The organism is Isoptericola variabilis 225 (genome assembly GCF_000215105.1).
In the GTDB taxonomy this organism is placed as follows: Bacteria; Actinomycetota; Actinomycetes; order Actinomycetales; family Cellulomonadaceae; genus Isoptericola; species Isoptericola variabilis_A.
Genome location: NC_015588.1, coordinates 1,633,868 through 1,651,493, shown reverse-complemented (window position 1 = coordinate 1,651,493; position 17,626 = coordinate 1,633,868). Strand labels below are relative to the sequence as shown.

The 17,626-nt window shown below is 75.5% G+C and carries 14 protein-coding genes, 1 tRNA gene, 1 pseudogene and 1 riboswitch; all 16 genes and pseudogenes read right to left on the bottom strand.

Annotation, left to right across the window (positions count from 1 at the left end; translation table 11 throughout):
• Position 1: 1 nt before the first annotated feature.
• The 16 genes and pseudogenes from ISOVA_RS07625 to xerD all read right to left on the bottom strand — a co-directional run bounded on the left by ISOVA_RS07625 (position 2) and on the right by xerD (position 17,625).
• Positions 2-2,998, bottom strand: a complete 2,997-nt coding sequence (locus tag ISOVA_RS07625; RefSeq protein WP_013838664.1) for a hypothetical protein — start codon at positions 2,996-2,998, stop codon at positions 2-4.
• Between the two features lie 6 nt (positions 2,999-3,004).
• Complete coding sequence (locus tag ISOVA_RS07620) at positions 3,005-5,086, bottom strand: zinc metalloprotease (RefSeq protein WP_013838663.1); 2,082 nt, start codon at positions 5,084-5,086, stop codon at positions 3,005-3,007.
• Positions 5,087-5,185: 99 nt separating this feature from the next.
• A pseudogene (locus ISOVA_RS17730) lies at positions 5,186-5,706 on the bottom strand (GTP pyrophosphokinase).
• 164 nt (positions 5,707-5,870) lie between these two features.
• Positions 5,871-5,947: transfer RNA gene (locus tag ISOVA_RS07610), tRNA-Pro, on the bottom strand.
• Positions 5,948-6,051: 104 nt separating this feature from the next.
• The gene (gene ribH / locus ISOVA_RS07605; RefSeq protein ID WP_013838662.1) at positions 6,052-6,531 is read right to left on the bottom strand and encodes a 6,7-dimethyl-8-ribityllumazine synthase; all 480 of its coding nucleotides are present in this window, start codon (positions 6,529-6,531) and stop codon (positions 6,052-6,054) included.
• Positions 6,528-7,853, bottom strand: coding sequence for a bifunctional 3,4-dihydroxy-2-butanone-4-phosphate synthase/GTP cyclohydrolase II (locus ISOVA_RS07600; protein WP_013838661.1), 1,326 nt, complete (start codon positions 7,851-7,853; stop codon positions 6,528-6,530). The genes ribH and ISOVA_RS07600 overlap by 4 nt, the downstream gene beginning before the upstream one ends.
• A complete protein-coding gene (locus ISOVA_RS07595; RefSeq protein WP_013838660.1) occupies positions 7,850-8,464 on the bottom strand; it encodes a riboflavin synthase in 615 nt (204 codons plus the stop codon). Before ISOVA_RS07595 ends, ISOVA_RS07600 begins: the two co-directional genes overlap by 4 nt.
• Positions 8,465-8,467: 3 nt before the next feature.
• Positions 8,468-9,565 carry a bifunctional diaminohydroxyphosphoribosylaminopyrimidine deaminase/5-amino-6-(5-phosphoribosylamino)uracil reductase RibD gene (gene ribD / locus ISOVA_RS07590; RefSeq protein WP_013838659.1) on the bottom strand — a complete coding sequence of 366 codons (1,098 nt, stop codon included), beginning with the start codon at positions 9,563-9,565 and terminating at the stop codon, positions 8,468-8,470.
• 105 nt (positions 9,566-9,670) lie between these two features.
• A riboswitch (FMN riboswitch) is annotated at positions 9,671-9,800 on the bottom strand.
• 75 nt (positions 9,801-9,875) lie between these two features.
• Positions 9,876-10,928: a hypothetical protein gene (locus ISOVA_RS07585; protein WP_013838658.1), complete on the bottom strand. Its 1,053-nt coding sequence runs from the start codon at positions 10,926-10,928 to the stop codon at positions 9,876-9,878.
• Between the two features lie 24 nt (positions 10,929-10,952).
• Complete coding sequence (gene der, locus ISOVA_RS07580) at positions 10,953-12,524, bottom strand: ribosome biogenesis GTPase Der (RefSeq protein WP_013838657.1); 1,572 nt, start codon at positions 12,522-12,524, stop codon at positions 10,953-10,955.
• 47 nt (positions 12,525-12,571) lie between these two features.
• Positions 12,572-13,267: a (d)CMP kinase gene (cmk, locus tag ISOVA_RS07575; protein WP_013838656.1), complete on the bottom strand. Its 696-nt coding sequence runs from the start codon at positions 13,265-13,267 to the stop codon at positions 12,572-12,574.
• 44 nt (positions 13,268-13,311) lie between these two features.
• Positions 13,312-14,136 (bottom strand): pseudouridine synthase, encoded by an 825-nt coding sequence (locus ISOVA_RS07570; protein WP_013838655.1) that lies wholly within the window; start codon positions 14,134-14,136, stop codon positions 13,312-13,314.
• Between the two features lie 54 nt (positions 14,137-14,190).
• Positions 14,191-14,826, bottom strand: a complete 636-nt coding sequence (scpB, locus tag ISOVA_RS07565; RefSeq protein WP_013838654.1) for an SMC-Scp complex subunit ScpB — start codon at positions 14,824-14,826, stop codon at positions 14,191-14,193.
• Positions 14,823-15,704 (bottom strand): segregation and condensation protein A, encoded by an 882-nt coding sequence (locus ISOVA_RS07560; RefSeq protein ID WP_013838653.1) that lies wholly within the window; start codon positions 15,702-15,704, stop codon positions 14,823-14,825. The genes scpB and ISOVA_RS07560 overlap by 4 nt, the downstream gene beginning before the upstream one ends.
• Positions 15,688-16,560, bottom strand: a complete 873-nt coding sequence (locus ISOVA_RS07555) for a ParA family protein (RefSeq protein ID WP_013838652.1) — start codon at positions 16,558-16,560, stop codon at positions 15,688-15,690. The genes ISOVA_RS07560 and ISOVA_RS07555 overlap by 17 nt, the downstream gene beginning before the upstream one ends.
• A gap of 99 nt (positions 16,561-16,659) precedes the next feature.
• On the bottom strand, positions 16,660-17,625 hold the full coding sequence (gene xerD / locus ISOVA_RS07550; protein WP_013838651.1) for a site-specific tyrosine recombinase XerD: 966 nt from the start codon (positions 17,623-17,625) through the stop codon (positions 16,660-16,662).
• Between the last annotated feature and the right edge of the window lies 1 nt (position 17,626).

Here is a 17,626-nt window from a genome sequence, read left to right as displayed (position 1 = left end):
CTCAGTATCCCCCCGGGGACCCGGCGACGACCGGCCGCCACGGCTGCGCCTCGGCGAGCGGCGTGCCGGCGTCGGCCGCCGGTGCGGGACGCCACCAGGCCGCCGTCTCGCACAGGGTGGGGTACGAGTCGAGCCACTCGCGGTCGTCGAGCCGGTCGACCACCTCCTGCAGCGCCCGCTGGTACGCGAGCGTGCGCGGGTAGGCGCTGTGGCTGGCCACGGCGAAGAGGTAGGACCCGCGGTCGACCTCCTCGGCCCCGCGGTCCACGGGGTTCCAGCCGTAGCCGACCGCCGGGAAGCCGAGGAAGTCCGTACGACGCCAGAGGTTGACCCACGCGGGAACCTTGCGGCGGCCGTCGCTGCCCTCGCGCAGGATCTCGTGGAGCGACGTCGGCTCCGGGGACGTCCCCGCGGGGTTCGCGAGCGCCGCCCTCGCGGGCGGCTGCTCCCAGCGCCAGGGGTCGCCCCTCCATGCCGGCCGCCCGCACCAGGGCACGCCGAGCACCCGGGGTCCGAGCAGCTCGGGGAAGAACCGGGAGAAGTACGGGCGCAGCTGCACGCCGTAGGTGAGCAGCCCGACGCGCCCGGGCAGCCGCGCGTCCCGGTCGTCGACGGGGTTGCCGTGCCGGATCAGCAGGACCGCCGCGGCGATCACGGCACCGAGCGAGTGCGCCGAGAGCACCACCCGGCGATCGCGGGCCACCGTCCTGCGGCGTGCGCGCGTGGCGTCGTCGTACGCGGGGAGGTCCGCTCCGCTCAGCCACCCGTCGACCCGCGCGCGCAGCTCGGGGACGGCGCGCTCGGCGTAGCTCGGCGGCCCGAACGGGTGCGCGCTGCGCGGAAGGAACCCCATGAGGTCCCACAGGATGCCGAACGGGCGCGCCAGGTTCCCGGCCCCTCCGGCGACGGCACCGCCGACGATGCCCGCGGCGACCGCGCCGAGCACGGGGACCGTGATGCCGAGCGACCACTGCGGGAGCACGAAGAAGCCTGCGGCGTCGGGCTCGCCCGGCACCCGCCACGCGATGGCGGCCGCGAGCGCCACCCACGACGCGACGGCGAGCCCGCCGACCGCCGCCTCGGCCCGGTGCAGCAGCGCGGCCAGGCGTCGCGCCCGCTGCACGCGCCGCACGACGACGGACATGTCGCTGTCGACCGGCTGGTGCCCGTCGCGGTGGTGGCGCCGGCCGTCGGTCTCCTCGAACTCGCCGTCGCGGATCTCGCGGAACGCCCAGCCGGAGGGCCCGTCGAGGTCGCCGCAGGTGCGTGGTGCGACGGGGACCCAGCGGCACGCCCGCCGCGCCCACTCGTACAGGGCGGGGCCCAGGACCATGACCCCCATGACGACGAAGACGAGCAGGATCACGACCGACCACGCGCCGAACTCCGTGTAGGCCGGGGGCACGTCGACGGTGACCGGTGCGTCGATGCGGCGCAGGACGGGCACGGTGAGCCCGGGCTCGACGGGGTCGAGCGCGAGCTGGCGCGCGCTGCTCCCGCGCAGCCACCACTGCACGCCGAGGACCACGAGCGCGGAGAGGACGGCCGCGCCCGCCGCCGACAGGAGCAGGAACACCCCGGGGCCGGCGCCGTCCCAGCCTTCGTGAGGGCGCAGGTTCTGGACCCAGGCGACGAGGGCCGCCGCGGCGGGCACGGCCAGCGCCACGATCGCGGTGACGACCAGCGGGGTGGTCCAGGCGTCCGGGGCGCCGAGGACGACGGCGCCCACCGCCGCCGTCGCGACCACCGGGACCGCCCACCACACGCGGGCCCAGGCACCGTAGCGCCAGACGAGCCCGGAGGTCGCGATCGCGGCCAGCGCGGTCCCGAGGACGGACGGTGCGGCGTCGACGCCGACGTGGTCGGGGACGACGCCGGCCCGGTCGGCCGCCGCGACCCACGCGGCGACCCAGGCGGCGACGCCGAGCCCTGCCACGCCGGCGGCGAGGACGCTGCGGACCCCGCCGTGCCGGGTCGGAGGGCCGGTGGGCGGGTCCTCGGGGTGGCCGCCGGCCGGGACGGGGTGGCCGACCTCGACGCCGTTGTCGTCCGTGCGCAGCGCGACGAGCACGACGGCGACCCCGAGGACGACCGCCGCGCACGCCGCGACGACGCGTTGCGTCGCGCCGGGGCGGGCCGTCCAGGACACGAGGAGGGCCACCAGCGCGACGGCCGCACCGAGGTGGACGAGCAGGAGGTCGGCGCCGGCGTCCTTGCGCACCCAGAAGCCGGGCCGGTGGAGCAGCAGGCCGCTCTGGCCTGGGCGCGCCCCGGGCACGGCGCCGCCCCGGACGGTCGAGACGCGTCCGTCGAACCGCACGCGTGCGCTCTGCGCCACGAGGACGAGCGCGACGATCACCACCACCGGCACGGCCGACAGCAGACCGGTGCGCGGGCCGTGGTCCCACCGGGCGAGCCAGTACAGCTGTTCCGGCACGCGGGCGCACACGTCGACGACGACGGCGCCCGCGAGCCGGCGCGCCTGCCGCATGCACTGCGTCCCGAGCGTGTCGATCGCGGCGGTCGTGACCGCGGCCGTGAGCAGCAGCGTGAGCAGGAGCGCGAACACCCGGGTCGCCGCGGCCGTCGGCTCGGGTCCTGCCGCTCCCGGCCGACGCGGGTCGTGGACGGGCCGGGCCCAGTACGCCACGTTGGCCAGGCCGAGCGGTGTGAGCAGCGCCCACGCGGCCCGCACGGCCACGCGCGCCACGGCGCCGAGGACCCGTCCGCCCGGGACGCCGCCGATGCGGGCCATCGCACCCCACGAGTACGCCTCCCGGCGCACCCCCGGCGGGATGTGCCGCAAGGTGCCCGGAGCGGCGGCACGCCCGCGCGCCTCGGCCTCCGCCGTGGGCGCCCAGAAGGAGCCGAGCCCGTCGCCGTCAGCGCGCTCGACCTCGTCCGGGTCGAGGTCGAGCATGCCCTCGGGCGGGGTGTTCGACACCCCGTGGACGCGCAGCTCGAGGATCGGCTGGCTCCGGGCGGTCTCGACGTCCATGGCCCCTCACCGCGTCCCGCGGCCCTCCCCGCGCTTCGCTGCCTGCGGGCGGCCGAGCGACTCCGCGCCCGCGACGGCTCGGGCCGTGGCGATGCGCTCCCGCAGCGCGTCGGCGGCCGCCGGGCCCACGGCCTTGCGCCGCAGACCGTCCTCGACGGCTCGGAGCTGGGCGCTCGCCGTGTCGAGGTCGGCCGCGCGCGTGACGACGCGGCGCTCTCCGCGGACCACGTCCACGGTCTTGGCGGCGCGGGCCGCGTGCAGGCCGACGGCGGCACGCAGCTCGACGGCGGTGGCGGGGCTGGCCTTCTCGAAGCGGTCGGCCGCCTCGAGGAGCACGTCGGCGAGGTCCGGACGGCGGACCGACCCGCCGAAGTAGAGGAACTGGGCGACGTCGCGGCGGGTGACGAGCTCGGTCAGCTCCTCCTCGGCCCGCTCGGTGGGGTGCGCGACCCGGATGCGCAGCGGGTTCGACGGCAGCGCGACGTCCGGGCCGAGCGTGAGCAGCGCGCGCACGCGGTACTGCCCGGGCTCGACGAGCTGCGGGCCGGTCGCCGCGAACGACAGCAGCACGGACGCCTCGTGGCGCGTGCCGGGCTCGACCGTGACCGTGTCCTCGGGCGCGACCGTCCGGTGCACCGGGGCCCGGTGCTCGACGACCTCCCCGTCGGGACGCTCGACGAGCACCAGCAGCGTGCCCGCCTCGGGCGACAGGTCGCGGGGCACCTCGATCGGCTCGGGTCCGTCGTTGACCACGGACACGGTGACGTGCACGGGCTGCGCCATGTCGACGAGCGCCGGCCCGTTGAGCTCGACCCGCACCGGGGCACCGCCGTCGGGCACCTCCATGGCGGGGTCCAGCAGGTGGCTGAGGTTGCTCCCGATCCAGTCCCGCCCGCCGAAGATGACGTCGTTGCGGTCGGCGTGGCGCATCCAGACCAGCTCGACGTCGTCGAAGCGCCAGGCGAAGTCGGTCCAGAACGCCGTCTCGCCGCCGGTGCCGCCCGTGTAGCCCCACGGGTAGTTCATGAACGACGTCGACGCGCTGCTCGGCGCGTCGGTGCGCTGCCAGGAGTGGGGCAGGTTCCACGTGTGCCCGACCTCGTGGACGAACGTCTGCAGCAGGAGCCGGTCCTCCTCGGCCGCGGTGTCGTACAGCGTGCCGGCGCGACCGCGGATCGCGTCCTCGGCTATCGCGCAGCCCTGCCGCAGGAAGGTGTCGCCCGACTGGTACCCACCCCAGTCGAACATCACGCCGTAGTACCCCGAGCTGTACCCGGGGTTGCCGAAGCGCGGCACGACGACGCCGTACATGCGCCACTGCAGCGTGTTCGCGAAGCTGTCGAACCGGGTCTCCATGAGGTCGTGCAGCTCGACCTCGCTCCAGTTGGTGCCGGCGTCGTCGCTGTCCGTGTCGGTGAGCACGTCGTCGTGCGTCACGGTCAGGTCGATGCCGGAGCGCTGGAACACCTCGCGCACGCTCACGGTCGCGGGCAGGCCGGTCGGAGACGGCGCGATCGTGGGGTTGATCTGCGGCGGGAACGTGGTGCCCTGGAGCCGGTCGACCTCGAGCGTCGCGGTGCGGAAGTAGTCGGAGATCTTGGGGCAGGCGTAGACGTCGGTGACGCCCCGCACCGTCCAGCGCACGCACGCCGGGGGCGCCGGGCTGAAGATCCGCACGCGCGGGACGTGCACGTGGAGCGTCTCACCGGTGCGCCCCGGCTTGCCGTAGACGGCGATCGTCCCGCGGACGACGACGTCCGCGGTCGTCGTGGTGACGACCGGGTTCTCGACGACGAACGACTCGACGTAGTACGTGAAGTCGAACCAGAGGAAGCGCACGTGGGACCACACGTCGCCGCTGACGCGCTGCTGCGGGCGGGAGCCGTCGACGTCGACCCGCACCTCGAGGATCTTCCCCGACCCGCGCGGCGTGGCGCTGCGGTAGGTGCCGCTCACGGCCCGACGCGGCAGCAGGATCTGGTCAAGGCCGAGACGACGGACGAGGTCCACGTCGACGAGGCCGTCGAGCGCCCGCGTGTCCGGCGAGGCGTCCTCGAGCGTCTCGGTGCCTGCGTGGTCGTGATCCATGATGACCTCCCGGGTCCGCGTCGTCGTGGGTCGTCACCAGGAGGGAGACGCGGGCGCGCCGTCTGGATACGGTGCGGGGCGGCCTTCACCCGGCCGCGGTCATCCTCCCGACTCCTCCTTGACCTCGTCGTGGATGCGCTCCATCGACGAGTCCAGCGCAGCGGCCACGTCGGCGGCGAGCTTGAGCGCGTCCGTCAGGTGCCGGGGGACCTCGCGGTCGTACTTGTAGTAGATCTTGTGCTCCAGGCTGGCCCAGAAGTCCATCGCGATCGTCCGGAGCTGGACCTCCACGACAACGTGCTCGACCCGGTCGGACAGGAACACGGGCACCTGCACGATGAGGTGCAACGACTTGTACCCGTTGGGCTTCGGAGAGGCGATGTAGTCCTTCTCCTCCAGGATCGTCAGGTCCGTCTGGCGGGCCAGCATGTCGCGCACCGTGTAGATGTTTGAGGCGAAGCTGCACGGTCGCGCAGGATCGAGACCTTGGTCATGATCTCGTCGATGCCGAACTTGTACGTCAGCACGAGGCGCCGCACCTGCGAGACGAGCTCGCGCACCTGCGCCGGCTCACGGCCCTCCAGCAGCGGGGCCAGCCCCTCGGACGGTACGGCTTCCATGGGTCTCGGCTCTTCCTCGCTGCGCAGGGGTCGGGGCACGCCGACCGTACGACGCCGCGGTCACCCGCGCCACCATCACGACTCAGACGCAGGGCCCCGAAACGACGAACGGCCAGACCTACGACTTCGTAGGTCCGGCCATTCCGATGTCCTGAGACATCACATGGTCGGGCTGACAGGATTTGAACCTGCGACCCCTTGACCCCCAGTCAAGTGCGCTACCAAGCTGCGCCACAGCCCGAGCGGCTCGTCGGGCACACCGACGAAGCCGTCCAGCCCCGCAGGGCCGACCGAAATACTACCCCAGGTCAGGCGCTGCTCCGAACGCAGGGCCGCCCGGCGAGGTCACGCCGCGCGGACGTCGCGCAGCACGCGCGCGGTGGCCAGCGCGGCGGACGCGGCCTCGTGCCCCTTGTCCTCGCGGGAGCCCTCGAGGCCCGCGCGGTCAAGGGCCTGCGCCTCGTCGTCGCACGTCAGCAGACCGAAGCCCACGGGCACCGTGTGGTCGAGTGCGACGCGCGTCAGGCCATCGGTCGCGGCGGCGCACACGTAGTCGAAGTGCGGCGTGCCGCCGCGGATGACGACACCGAGCGCCACGACCGCGTCGTACCCGGCGGCCGCGAGCGCCTGCGCGGCGACGGGCAGCTCGAACGAGCCGGGCACGCGTACGACGCGCGGCTCGACGACGCGGTGCTCGGCGCACGCGCGCAGCGCGCCGTCGAGCAGGCCGTCCATGACCCTCTGGTGCCAGCTCGCGGCGACGATCGCGACGCGCAGGTCGGAGCAGTCGACCGGCTCCGACTGCGGGGCGCCGGCGCCGCTCATCGGGTCGCCTCGAGCGTCGCGACGGCGGCCAGGCGTGCGTCCATGGTCTCTCCCTGAGTGGGTTCGGCAGCGGGTACGGGTGCCTCGAGGTGAGGCAGGTCGTGGCCCATGCGGTCGCGCTTGGTGCGCAGGTAGGCCAGGTGCCGCGGGTCGGGCGGTAGCGCGAGGGGCAGGCGCTCGACGACGGTCGCTCCCCCGGCCTCGAGCCCGGTGACCTTGGCGGGGTTGTTGGTCAGCAGGCGCACGGTCGGCATGCCGAGGTCGCGCAGGATCTGCGCGGCGACGGTGTACTCGCGGGCGTCGGCGGGCAGGCCCTGCTCGAGGTTGGCGTCGACGGTGTCGCGCCCGGCGTCCTGCAGCGCGTACGCGACGAGCTTGGCGGCCAGGCCGATGCCGCGGCCCTCGTGCCCCCGCACGTAGACGACGACGCCGCGGCCCTCGGCGACGATGCGGTCGAGGGCGGCGTCGAGCTGCGGCCCGCAGTCGCAGCGGACGCTGCCGAACGCGTCGCCCGTGAGGCACTCGGAGTGCACCCGGGCGAGGACGGGCTCGCCGACCGCCTCGCCCGGCGCGGGCAGCGGCCCCGCGACGAGCGCGACGTGCTCGACGCCGTCGGTCACGTCGCGGTACGCGACGGCGGTGAGGTCGCCGTGCCGGGTGGGCAGCCGCGTGGCGGCGACCCGCTCGACGAGCGTCTCGGTGCGGCGCCGGTACGCGGCGAGCTCTTCGACCGAGATCAGCACGAGGTCGTGCTCGGCGGCGAACTCGACGAGCGCGGGCAGGCGCATGAGCGTGCCGTCGTCGTGCGTGAGCTCGGCGAGCACGCCCGCCTCGGGCAGGCCGGCGAGCCGGGCGAGGTCGACGGCGGCCTCGGTGTGGCCGCGCCGTTCGAGCACGCCGCCGGGGCGGGCGCGCAGCGGCAGCACGTGGCCGGGGCGCGTGAGGTCCGACGCGCGGGCCGCCGGGTCGGCGAGCACGTGCGCGGTGCGGGTGCGGTCGGCCGCGGAGATGCCCGTGCCCACGCCCGTCGCGGCGTCGACCGTGATCGTGTACGCGGTGCGGTACTGGTCGCGGTTCTCCGTGACCATGAGGGGCAGCTGCAGCCGGTCGAGGATCTCGCCCGACGCCGGCACGCAGATCAGGCCGCTCGTGTACCGGATGGTGAACGCCATGGTCTCGGGCGTGACGGTCGCCGCCGCGAGGATGAGGTCGCCCTCGTTCTCGCGGTCGTGGTCGTCGACCACGACGACGGGGCGTCCGGCCGCGACGTCGGCGATCGCGCGCTCGACGCGCGCCTGCGCGTCGGGGCCGTGCGGGCTCACCGGGCCACCCCCGCCGCGAGCAGGCGCTCGACGTGCCGCGCGAGCACGTCGGTCTCGAGGTTGACCTGCTCGCCGACCGCCCGGGTGCCGAGCGTGGTGCGGGCCAGCGTCTCGGGGATGAGGCTCACGGTGAACCGGTCGTCGCCCGCGTCGACCACGGTGAGGCTCACGCCGTCGACCGCGATCGAGCCCTTGGCCACGACGTACCGGGCGAGGTCGGCGGGCAGGGAGATCTCGACGACGTCCCACCGCTCCCCCGGCTCGCGCCGCAGGACGGTGCCGACGCCGTCGACGTGGCCCTGCACGACGTGGCCGCCGAGCCGGCCGCCGGCCGCGAGCGCCCGCTCGAGGTTGACGGGCGCGCCCGGGACGAGGCCGCCGAGCGTCGTGCGCTCGAGGGTCTCGGCCATGAGGTCGGCGGTCCAGGTGCGGCGCCCGCCCGCGGTCGTGCCGAGCGCGGCGACGGTGAGGCAGCACCCGTTCACGGCGATCGAGTCGCCGTGACGGGCGTCGGTGAGCACCTCGTCGGCCCCGACCTCGAGCCGCGCGGCGTCCGCGCTCTCGGTGAGCGCGACGACCGTGCCCAGCTCCTCGACGATCCCGGTGAACATGGCTCAGCCCTCCTTCCGCGGCCGCAGGGTCAGCCGCACGTTCGTGTCCTCGCCCGGGGCCTCGAGCACGGTGACGTCCGTGACCTCGAGGCGCGCAGCGTCGGAGATGGTGGTGATGCCGAGGTCCGCGACGGCGGCGGGGCCGGCGCCGAGCAGCACCGGTGCGACGTAGACGACGAGCTCGTCGACGAGCCCGGCGCGCCAGAACGCGGCGGCGAGCCGCGGCCCGCCCTCGAGCAGCACGTGCCGGCGCTCGAGCGCCCACAGCTCGGCCAGCGCGACCCGCGGGTCGCGCGTGCGCAGGTGCACCCATCCCGGGTCGCCCGCGGGCGCACCGTCGCCGCGCACCCGGGCCGACGCCGGCACGTCGGTGCGCCCCATGACCGCACGCAGCGGCTGCGACACGGCGGCGCCCGCCGTCGCGGCGTCGCGCACGGTCAGCGCCGGGTCGTCGGCGAGCAGCGTGCCCGTGCCGACGAGCACGGTGTCCACGGCGGAGCGCAGCGCGTGCGCGTCCCGGCGCGCGGCGGCGCTCGAGATCCACCGGGACGAGCCGTCCGCGGCGGCGGTGCGGCCGTCGAGGCTCGCGGCGACCTTCCACGTGACGACGGGCCGGCCGAGCTCCATCGCGCGGGTCCACGTCGCGTTGAGGGCGCGCGCCTCGTCGGCGAGGAGGCCACCGACGACGTCGATCCCGGCGTCGCGCAGGACCGCGGCGCCGCCGGCGGCCACGGGGTTGGGGTCGGGCTGGGCGAAGACGACGCGCGCCACGCCGGCCTCGACGAGCGCCTCGGCGCACGGGCCGGTGCGGCCGCGGTGCGCGCACGGCTCGAGCGTGACGACGGCGGTCGCGCCGCGCGCGGCGTCGGGCCCGGCGGCCGCGCGGGCCCGCAGGAGGGCGTCCGCCTCGGCGTGCGGGGTGCCGGCACCGCGGTGGAACCCCTCGGCGACGACGCCGCCGTCGGGCGCGAGCAGGACGCAGCCGACGCGCGGGTTGGGACCGGGCAGCCGTCCCGGGGTCGCGGCGAGGGCCAGGGCGCGCCGCATCGCGGCCCGTTCGGCCTCGCTCGTGGTGGGCCCCGTCGTGGTGGCCGCCGTCATCCCTCGCCCCTGTCGTCCGGTCGCGGACCCCGGGGAGGGACGTGGACGTGCTCGTGCGCCCGGGTGCGCGCGCGGCGACGCCGGGCGCGGACGGGAGCAGAGCCGTCGCGTGCGCTTCCCATCCGGACTTTGACCGTCGGTCCAGGAGTTCCACCTGGTCAACCGGGCACTGGATGTGACCGGGTCGCGGACTTTCACCGCCGGTTCGGAGTTTCACCGACCCCAGAGCACGCGAGCTTCTCGCTCGTCGAACCACGACGGTGCCACGCGCGAGGCCCCGATGGCAAACCGGCCCGCGTTCCGGCGGGGCTCAGCGCTGCTCGGTGACCTCCTCGGCGGCGGCCTCGCGCGCGGCGACCTCGAGCAGCGCGAACACCACGAGGTCGACGACCAGCCCGAGCACCCCGACCCACTGCACGGCCCGGAACACGAGCACCTGCGTGATGAGCAGGCTCACGATCACGCCCCGGCGGACCCACGCGGCGGCGCGGTGCGGGTCGCCCCGCCGGAGCACCGCGGCGACGGCGAGGCAGGCGGCCGTGGCGCCGGCCCCGGCGAGGATGCCGACGCCGACCCAGGACGGCGACGGCGCGTCGCCGGACAGCACGCGCAGGCCGGTGAGCGCCGACGACGCCGCGACCGCGAGCACCGCCAGCCCGACGAGCCAGCCCGTCCAGCGCAGCCCGACGGCGCGCCGCATCCAGCGGTCCGCCCGCGCCACCAGCCGGTGCACCGGGTCGGGCACCGCGACCTCGTCGTGCGGGACGGCCTCGACGAGGGCGGCGAGCTCCGCCGCGCCCGGCTCGCCGCGGCCGCGCTCGACGAGCGCCCGCGCCTCCGCCCGGGCGGCCTCGGTGAACCCGCCGGCGAGCCCGGCCGCGGCCCGGTCGGCCGCGACGGCGAGGTACTCGGACGGGTGGTGCGCACGGCGGCCGTGCATCGCCTCGACGAGCAGCACGAGCGCGACGATCGTCGCGTAGATGAGGGCCGCCGTCGGGGCGTAGAAGTAGTCGTTGTCGGCGGTGACGAACTTGCCGACCTCGTCGACGAAGAGCCCGAACCCGACGCCGCCCAGGACCGCGCCGACCCAGCGGACCGGCGGGCCGACGTAGGACAGCAGCAGCACGAACGCCACTGCCATGAGCAGCCCGCCCCACAGGACGTGGGCGACGTGCAGGTCGCCGCCGCCGATCTGCGGGTACCCCGTCGCGGCGAGGTAGGCGCGGGTCACCAGGACGGTCGCGACCGTGACCACGAGGAACGTCGTGATGTGCCGTACCGCCGCGGTGTCGCGGGCGACGCCCAGGCGCAGCACGCGCCCGCGCCCGGCGAGCGCCCGGTCGTCCACCCTGCCCGTGCCCACGGTCCTCCCCTCGGCGTGCGCCGACTACCGGCGGCGCTTCTCGCGCACCCGGACGCTGATCTCGATCGGCGAGCCCTCGAACCCGAACGTCTCGCGCAGCCGTCGCTCGATGAAGCGGCGGTAGCCGGCCTCGAGGAAGCCCGTGGCGAAGATCACGAAGCGCGGCGGGCGCGTCGAGGCCTGGGTCGCGAACAGGATGCGCGGCTGCTTGCCGCCCCGCAGCGGGTGCGGGTGGGCGGCGACGAGCTCGCCCAGGAACGCGTTGAGGCGGCCCGTCGGGATGCGGGTGTCCCAGGACGCGAGCGACCGCTCGAGCGCCGGCACGAGCCGCTCGGTGTGCCAGCCGGTGCGCGCGGAGACGTTGACGCGCGGCGCCCACTGGACCTGCACGAGGTCCTTCTCGATCTCGCGCTCGAGGTACGGCCGGCGGTCCTCGTCCATGAGGTCCCACTTGTTGTAGGCGATGACGAGCGCGCGCCCGGCGTCGACGACCTGCGAGATGACGCGCGTGTCCTGCTCGGTGAGCGGTTGCGACGCGTCGACGAGCACGACCGCGACCTCGGCCTTCTCGATCGCGGCCTGCGTGCGCAGCGAGGCGTAGAAGTCGGCGCCGCGCGTCTGGTGCACGCGCCGGCGGATGCCCGCGGTGTCGACGAACCAGTACGGCACGCCCTTGATCTCGACGAGCTCGTCGACCGGGTCGCGGGTGGTGCCCGCGAGCTCGTCGACGACGACGCGCTCCGCGCCGGCGATCTTGTTGAGCAGCGACGACTTGCCCACGTTGGGCCGCCCGACGAGCGCGACGCGGCGCGGGCCCTCGGGCCGCAGCTCGCCGTGCTGCGACTCGGACGGCAGCACGGCCATCGCCGCGTCGAGCAGGTCGCCCGTGCCGCGCCCGTGCAGCGCCGAGACGGGGTGCGGCTCGCCGAGACCGAGCGCCCACAGGTACGCGGCGTCGGCCTCGCCCGAGGGGCCGTCGACCTTGTTGGCGCACAGCACCACGGGCTTGCCCGAGCGGCGCAGCAGCTCGACGACGCGCTCGTCGGTCGACGTGGCGCCCACGGTCGCGTCCACGACGAACACGACGGCGTCGGCCAGCTCGATCGCGACCTCGGCCTGCTCGGCGACCTTCGACTCGATGCCCGCGACGTCGACCTCCCAGCCGCCGGTGTCGACGAGCGTGAACCGGCGCCCGGCCCACTCGGCCGGGTAGCTCACGCGGTCACGGGTCACGCCGGGCGTGTCCTCGACGACCGCCTCGCGGCGGCCCAGGATGCGGTTGACGAGCGTCGACTTGCCCACGTTCGGGCGCCCGACGACGGCCAGCACCGGCAGCGGCGACTCGCCCGGGGCGGCCTCGACGTCGCCGAAGCCGCCCTCGAGCAGCGCGCGGTCGTCCTCGTCGAGCTCGAACTCCTCGAGCCCGGCACGCAGCGCGCGCTCGCGCGCCTCCTCGTCGGCGAAGGTGACGACCTCGGGCTCGTCGGCCTCGGGGCCGCCCTGCGGGGCGTCCTCGAGGAGGTCGGGCTGGAGGTCGTCGATCGGCTCGGCGGAGTTCTCGGCAGGCGTCGAGGCGTCGTCGGCGGGTGAGGTCATGGCGACCATTCTCCCAGGCCCGCGCCGTGGCGCCGACCAGAAGCCGCCTAGGACGCGGTGACCTGCGCGACCACGGCGAGCACCGCCTCGACCGTCTGGTCGAGGTCGAGCTCCGAGGAGTCGACCGTCACGACGCCGTCGGCGGCTACGTGGAACTGGCTCACGGTCGCGTCGTCGCGGTCGCGGCGCAGCACCTGGTCCTTCGTGGCCTCGACCGCGGCCGCGTCGTCCGCGCCGTGCACCTCGAGCGAGCGGCGGCGCAGGCGGGCCTCCTCGCTCGCGGTGAGCAGGACCCGCGCGTCGGCGTCGGGCGCGACGACGGTGGTGATGTCGCGGCCCTCGGCCACGATGCCGGCGCCGTCCGAGAACCCGCCGGGACGGGTCTCGGCCTCGATGATCTGCCGCTGCCGGCGGCGCAGCTCGGCGCGCACCTCGAGGTTGGTCGCGACGGCGGACACCGCCGTCGAGATCTCGGTGCTGCGGATCGCCGCGCTCACGTCCCGCCCCTCGAGCACGACGATCGGCGCCGCGGGGTCGAGGCCCATCTCGAGCGGCATGACGCGCACGGCGTGCGCGACCGCGCGGGCGTCCGCCAGGTCCTCGCCGCGCTCGACGCACCACAGCGTCGCGGCCCGGTACATGGCGCCGGTGTCCAGGTACGCCAGGCGCAGCCGCCGCGCGACCTGCCTCGAGACGCTCGACTTGCCCGAGCCGGACGGCCCGTCGACGGCGATGACGACCACGTGGTCTCTCCTCGGTGCTGATGGTGGGTGGGCGGGGCCCGGGGTCACAGGTCGACGGCGCCCATGAGGGAGCCGAGCTCGGTGCGCCCGAGCACGCGGCTGCGTCCGGGGCGCAGGTCGCCGAGCGCGATCGGGCCGATCCGGGTGCGCACGAGGCGCGTCACGGGCCGCCCGACGGCGTCGAACATGCGGCGCACGATCCGGTTGCGGCCCTCGTGCAGCACGACCTCGACCATGGTCTGCCCCTCGATCGCCTGCACGACCTTGAAGGCGTCCAGGCGCGCCGGGCCGTCCTCGAGCTCGACGCCGTCGAGCAGCTGCTTGCCGATGCGCGGGTACACCTCGCCACCGGTGACGGTCACGAGGTAGGTCTTGGGGACCTCGTAGCTCGGGTGCGAGAGCCGGTTGGCGAGCTCGCCGTCGTTGGTGAGCAGCAGCAGGCCCTCGCTGTCGGCGTCGAGGCGCCCGACGTGGAACAGCCGCTCCGGGCGGTCCTTGACGAGGTCGGCGAGCGTGGGGCGCCCCTCGGGGTCGCTCATGGTCGACACGACGCCGTACGGCTTGTTGACCGCGAGCGTGAGCTTCGACGCGTCGAGCTGCACGCGCATGCCGTCGACGTGCACGACGGCGGTTGCGGGGTCGATCCGCACGCCCAGCTCGGTCACGAGCACGCCGTCGACCTCGACGTGGCCCTTCGCGATGAGCTCCTCGCACTTGCGGCGCGAGCCCAGGCCCGCCTGGGCGAGGACCTTCTGCAGCCGCACCCCGTCGGCCACGTGGACGTCGCGGTCCTGCGCGGGCTGCTGGGCGGGTCGGGGGCGGGCGGGACGGTCGGGGCGGCGGCTCCCGCCGCGGCGTGACGTGCTCATGGGGACCGATTCTCTCAGGTCGCGGGGCCCGCTTCGCCCCGCGCGGGCGTCGGCTCAGTCGTCGATCCCCAGCGAGGCCGCCTCCTCGACTCCGGGCAGGTGCGGCGCGAGCGGCGGCAGCTCGTCGAGCGAGGACCAGCCCATGCGGTCCAGGAACTCCCCCGTCGTGCCGAACAGCGCCGCGCCCGTCATGGGGTCCTGCCCCGTCTCGGCGATGAGCCCGCGCGCGAGCAGCGTCCGCACGACGCCGTCGACGTTGACCCCGCGGACCGCGGACACCTGCCCGCGCGTGACCGGCTGCCGGTACGCGATGACGGCCAGGGTCTCGAGCGCGGCCTGGCTCAGCCGCGACGACTGGCCCTCGAGCACGAACCGGCCCACGACGTCGGCGTGCGCGCGCGAGGAGTAGAACCGCCAGCCCTCGGCGCCCTCGCGCAGCTCGAAGCCGCGCGGGCGCCCGTCGCCGTCGCCGCGGTACTCGGCCGCGAGCGCCTCGAGCGTCTCGCGCACCCGCGGCACCGGCAGGTCGACCGCGGCCGCGAGCCGTTCGACGGGCACGGGCGACTCCGCGACCATGAGCACCGCCTCGAGCGCGGCGGCCGCGCCGCCCGGCAGGCTCGCGACGTCGACCTCCACCCCGGGCTCGACGCCGGCCTCGGTGTCGATCCGGTCGTCGGGCTCCTGCGTCATGCCGCTCCCTCCACGTCGGTGCCGTCGAACTCCTCGAACCCGTCGCCCACGACCTCGTCGTCGCCGCCGTGCCCGGTCCACCGCACGGTGAGCTCGCCGAGCGGGGTGACCTGCTCGAACGCGACGTCGCCGCTGCGGAACAGCTCGAGCAGGGCGAGGAACCGCGCGACGGCGACGATGCGCTCGGCGCCGGCGACGAGCGCCCGGAACGTCGCGGCATGCTCGCGACGCAGCCGGCGCGCCACGACCTGCGCCTCCTCGCGCACGCTGACGAGCGGCGCGTGCAGGTGCGCGAGGCCCACCACCGGCGGGGCCTTCGGCTCGAGCGCCCTGGCGGCCAGCGCGGCGAGCCGCTCGCCGTCGAGCGTCCAGACCAGCTCCGGCAGCAGGGCGGCGACCTCGGGCTCGAGCGGCACCGACCGCGGCACGCGCCGCCCCTCGGTGGCCATGCGCTCGGCGAAGATCGCCGAGACCTCCTTGTAGGCGCGGTACTGCAGCAGGCGGGCGAACAGCAGGTCGCGGGCCTCGAGCAGCTCGAGGTCCTCGGCGTCCTCCTCGACGACGCCGGGCAGGAGCCGCGCGGCCTTCAGGTCGAGCAGCGTCGCGGCGACGACGACGAACTCGCTCGCGGTGCCGAGGTCCCACGAGGGGTGCTCCTCGCCACGCTCGGCCGCCTCGCGGGCCGCCTGCTCGGCGGCCCGGATGTGGGCCACGAACTCGTCGGTGACGACCGCGAGCGCCACCTCGGTGACGTCGAGCTCGTGCTTGGCGATGAGCGACAGCAGCAGGTCGAACGGGCCGGAGAAGTTCTCCAGGTGGACCTGGAACCCGGACGCCGCCGGCGCCTCGTCGGTGGCGGCGCTACGCGGTGTCGCCACGGGCCACGAGCTCCCGCGCGAGCTGCCGGTACGCCTCGGCACCGGGGTGGTTCGGCGCGTACGCCGTGATCGGCTCGGCCGCGACCGACGCGTCGGGGAACTTCACGGTGCGCCCGATGACGGTGTGCAGCAGGGTGTCGCCGAACGCCTCGTGCACGCGGGCGACGACCTCGCGCGAGTGGAGGGTGCGCGAGTCGTACATGGTCGGCAGGATGCCGTCGATCTCGAGCGCCGGGTTGAGCCGGTCGCGGACCTTCTCGATCGTCTCGATGAGCAGCGCGACGCCGCGCAGCGCGAAGAACTCGCACTCGAGCGGGATGAGGACGCCGTGCGCGGCCGTGAGCGCGTTGACGGTGAGCAGGCCGAGCGACGGCTGGCAGTCGACGAGGATGACGTCGTAGTCGTCGAGCGCGGGCCGCAGCGCGCGGGCGAGCACCGACTCGCGCGCGACCTCGCCCACGAGCTGGACCTCCGCGGCGGACAGGTCGATGTTGGCCGGCAGCACGTCGAGCCCGTCGATCGCGGTGGTCTGGACGACGTCGTCGAGCCGGACGTCGCGCTCCATGACGAGGTTGTAGACGCTCAGGTCGAGCTCGTGCGGGTTGACGCCCACGCCGACCGACGCGGCGCCCTGCGGGTCGAAGTCGACGAGCAGGACCCGCCGCCCGTACTCCGCCAGCGACGCGCCGAGGTTGATCGTGGTCGTGGTCTTGCCGACGCCGCCCTTCTGGTTGCACATGGCGACGATCCGCGCCGGGCCGTGCGACGACAGCGGCGCGGGCACCGGGAAGTCGGGCATGGGGCGCCCGACGACGTCGGTGCGCCCGCCGTCGGCGATGAGTGCCGTCTGCGTCATGGTGTCGCTCCCGAGTGCCTCGCTCACGTCCGTCACGCTACCCCAGCACCCACGCCGCCCCTCGCCCACCCGTCGGCGTGCCGCCCATCGGCGCGTCGGCTACCCGAGCGCGCGCGGGTGGGTCGCCGCGTAGACCTCGCGCAGCGCCTCGGGCGTGACCATCGTGTAGATCTGCGTCGTCGTGACGGACGCGTGGCCGAGCAGCTCCTGCACGACGCGCACGTCCGCGCCGCCGGCGAGCAGGTGCGTGGCGAACGAGTGCCGCAGCGTGTGCGGCGAGACGGGCGCGTCGATGCCCGCGCGCTCGGCCGCCCGGCGCAGCACGGCCCACGCGCTCTGGCGCGACAGGCGGGCGCCGCGCGTGTTGAGGAACAGCGCCGGCGTGCCGCGGCCCGCCGCGGCGAGCGCGGGCCGCCCGCGCACGAGGTAGGCGTCGAGCGCCGTGCGCGCGTACGAGCCCACGGGCACGACCCGCTCCTTGGAGCCCTTGCCGAGCAGGCGCACGACGGCGTGCTCCGGCTCCTCGGCGTCGTCGCGCCCGAGCCAGCCCACGGCGTCGACGTCGAGCCCCACGACCTCGCTGATGCGCCCGCCCGTGGAGTACAGCAGCTCGAGCAGCGCCCGGTCGCGCAGCGGCACCGGGCCGTCGCCGGTGCCCGCGGCGGCGAGCAGGCGGGCCACGTCGTCGACGCTCAGCGCGTGCGGCAGGCGGCGCAGCTGCTGGGGTGCGTGCACCTCGGCGGACGGGTCGGCGTCGGTGAGCCCCTCGGCCTGCGCGAAGCGGTGCCAGCCGCGCACGGCCGCGAGCGCCCGGGCGGTCGACGACGGCGACAGCGGCGTGCCGCCGTCGGACCCCTGCCGCAGCACCGAGACGTACGCGGTGACGTCGGCCTCGAGCACGTCGGCGAGCCGGGCGCGGCCGAGGCGGGCCAGGTGGTGCGCGTACCGGGTCAGGTCGCGGCGGTAGGCCGCGAGGGTGTTGCCCGACAGGCCGCGCTCGACGCCGAGGTGCGCGAGGTAGTCGCGCAGCACCGCCTGCAGGGTCTCGGGGAGCGTGTCGGGCACC

Excerpts from the sequence above, each read along its gene's own strand:
- ISOVA_RS07625 (WP_013838664.1), bottom strand. The coding sequence starts at position 2,998 with ATGGACGTCGAGACCGCCCGGAGCCAGCCGATCCTCGAGCTGCGCGTC.
- ISOVA_RS07620 (WP_013838663.1), bottom strand. The coding sequence starts at position 5,086 with ATGGATCACGACCACGCAGGCACCGAGACGCTCGAGGACGCCTCGCCG.
- ribH (WP_013838662.1), bottom strand. The coding sequence starts at position 6,531 with ATGAGCGGCGCCGGCGCCCCGCAGTCGGAGCCGGTCGACTGCTCCGAC.
- ISOVA_RS07595 (WP_013838660.1), bottom strand. The coding sequence starts at position 8,464 with ATGTTCACCGGGATCGTCGAGGAGCTGGGCACGGTCGTCGCGCTCACC.
- ribD (WP_013838659.1), bottom strand. The coding sequence starts at position 9,565 with ATGACGGCGGCCACCACGACGGGGCCCACCACGAGCGAGGCCGAACGG.
- der (WP_013838657.1), bottom strand. The coding sequence starts at position 12,524 with ATGACCTCACCCGCCGACGACGCCTCGACGCCTGCCGAGAACTCCGCC.
- ISOVA_RS07570 (WP_013838655.1), bottom strand. The coding sequence starts at position 14,136 with ATGAGCACGTCACGCCGCGGCGGGAGCCGCCGCCCCGACCGTCCCGCC.
- scpB (WP_013838654.1), bottom strand. The coding sequence starts at position 14,826 with ATGACGCAGGAGCCCGACGACCGGATCGACACCGAGGCCGGCGTCGAG.
- ISOVA_RS07555 (WP_013838652.1), bottom strand. The coding sequence starts at position 16,560 with ATGACGCAGACGGCACTCATCGCCGACGGCGGGCGCACCGACGTCGTC.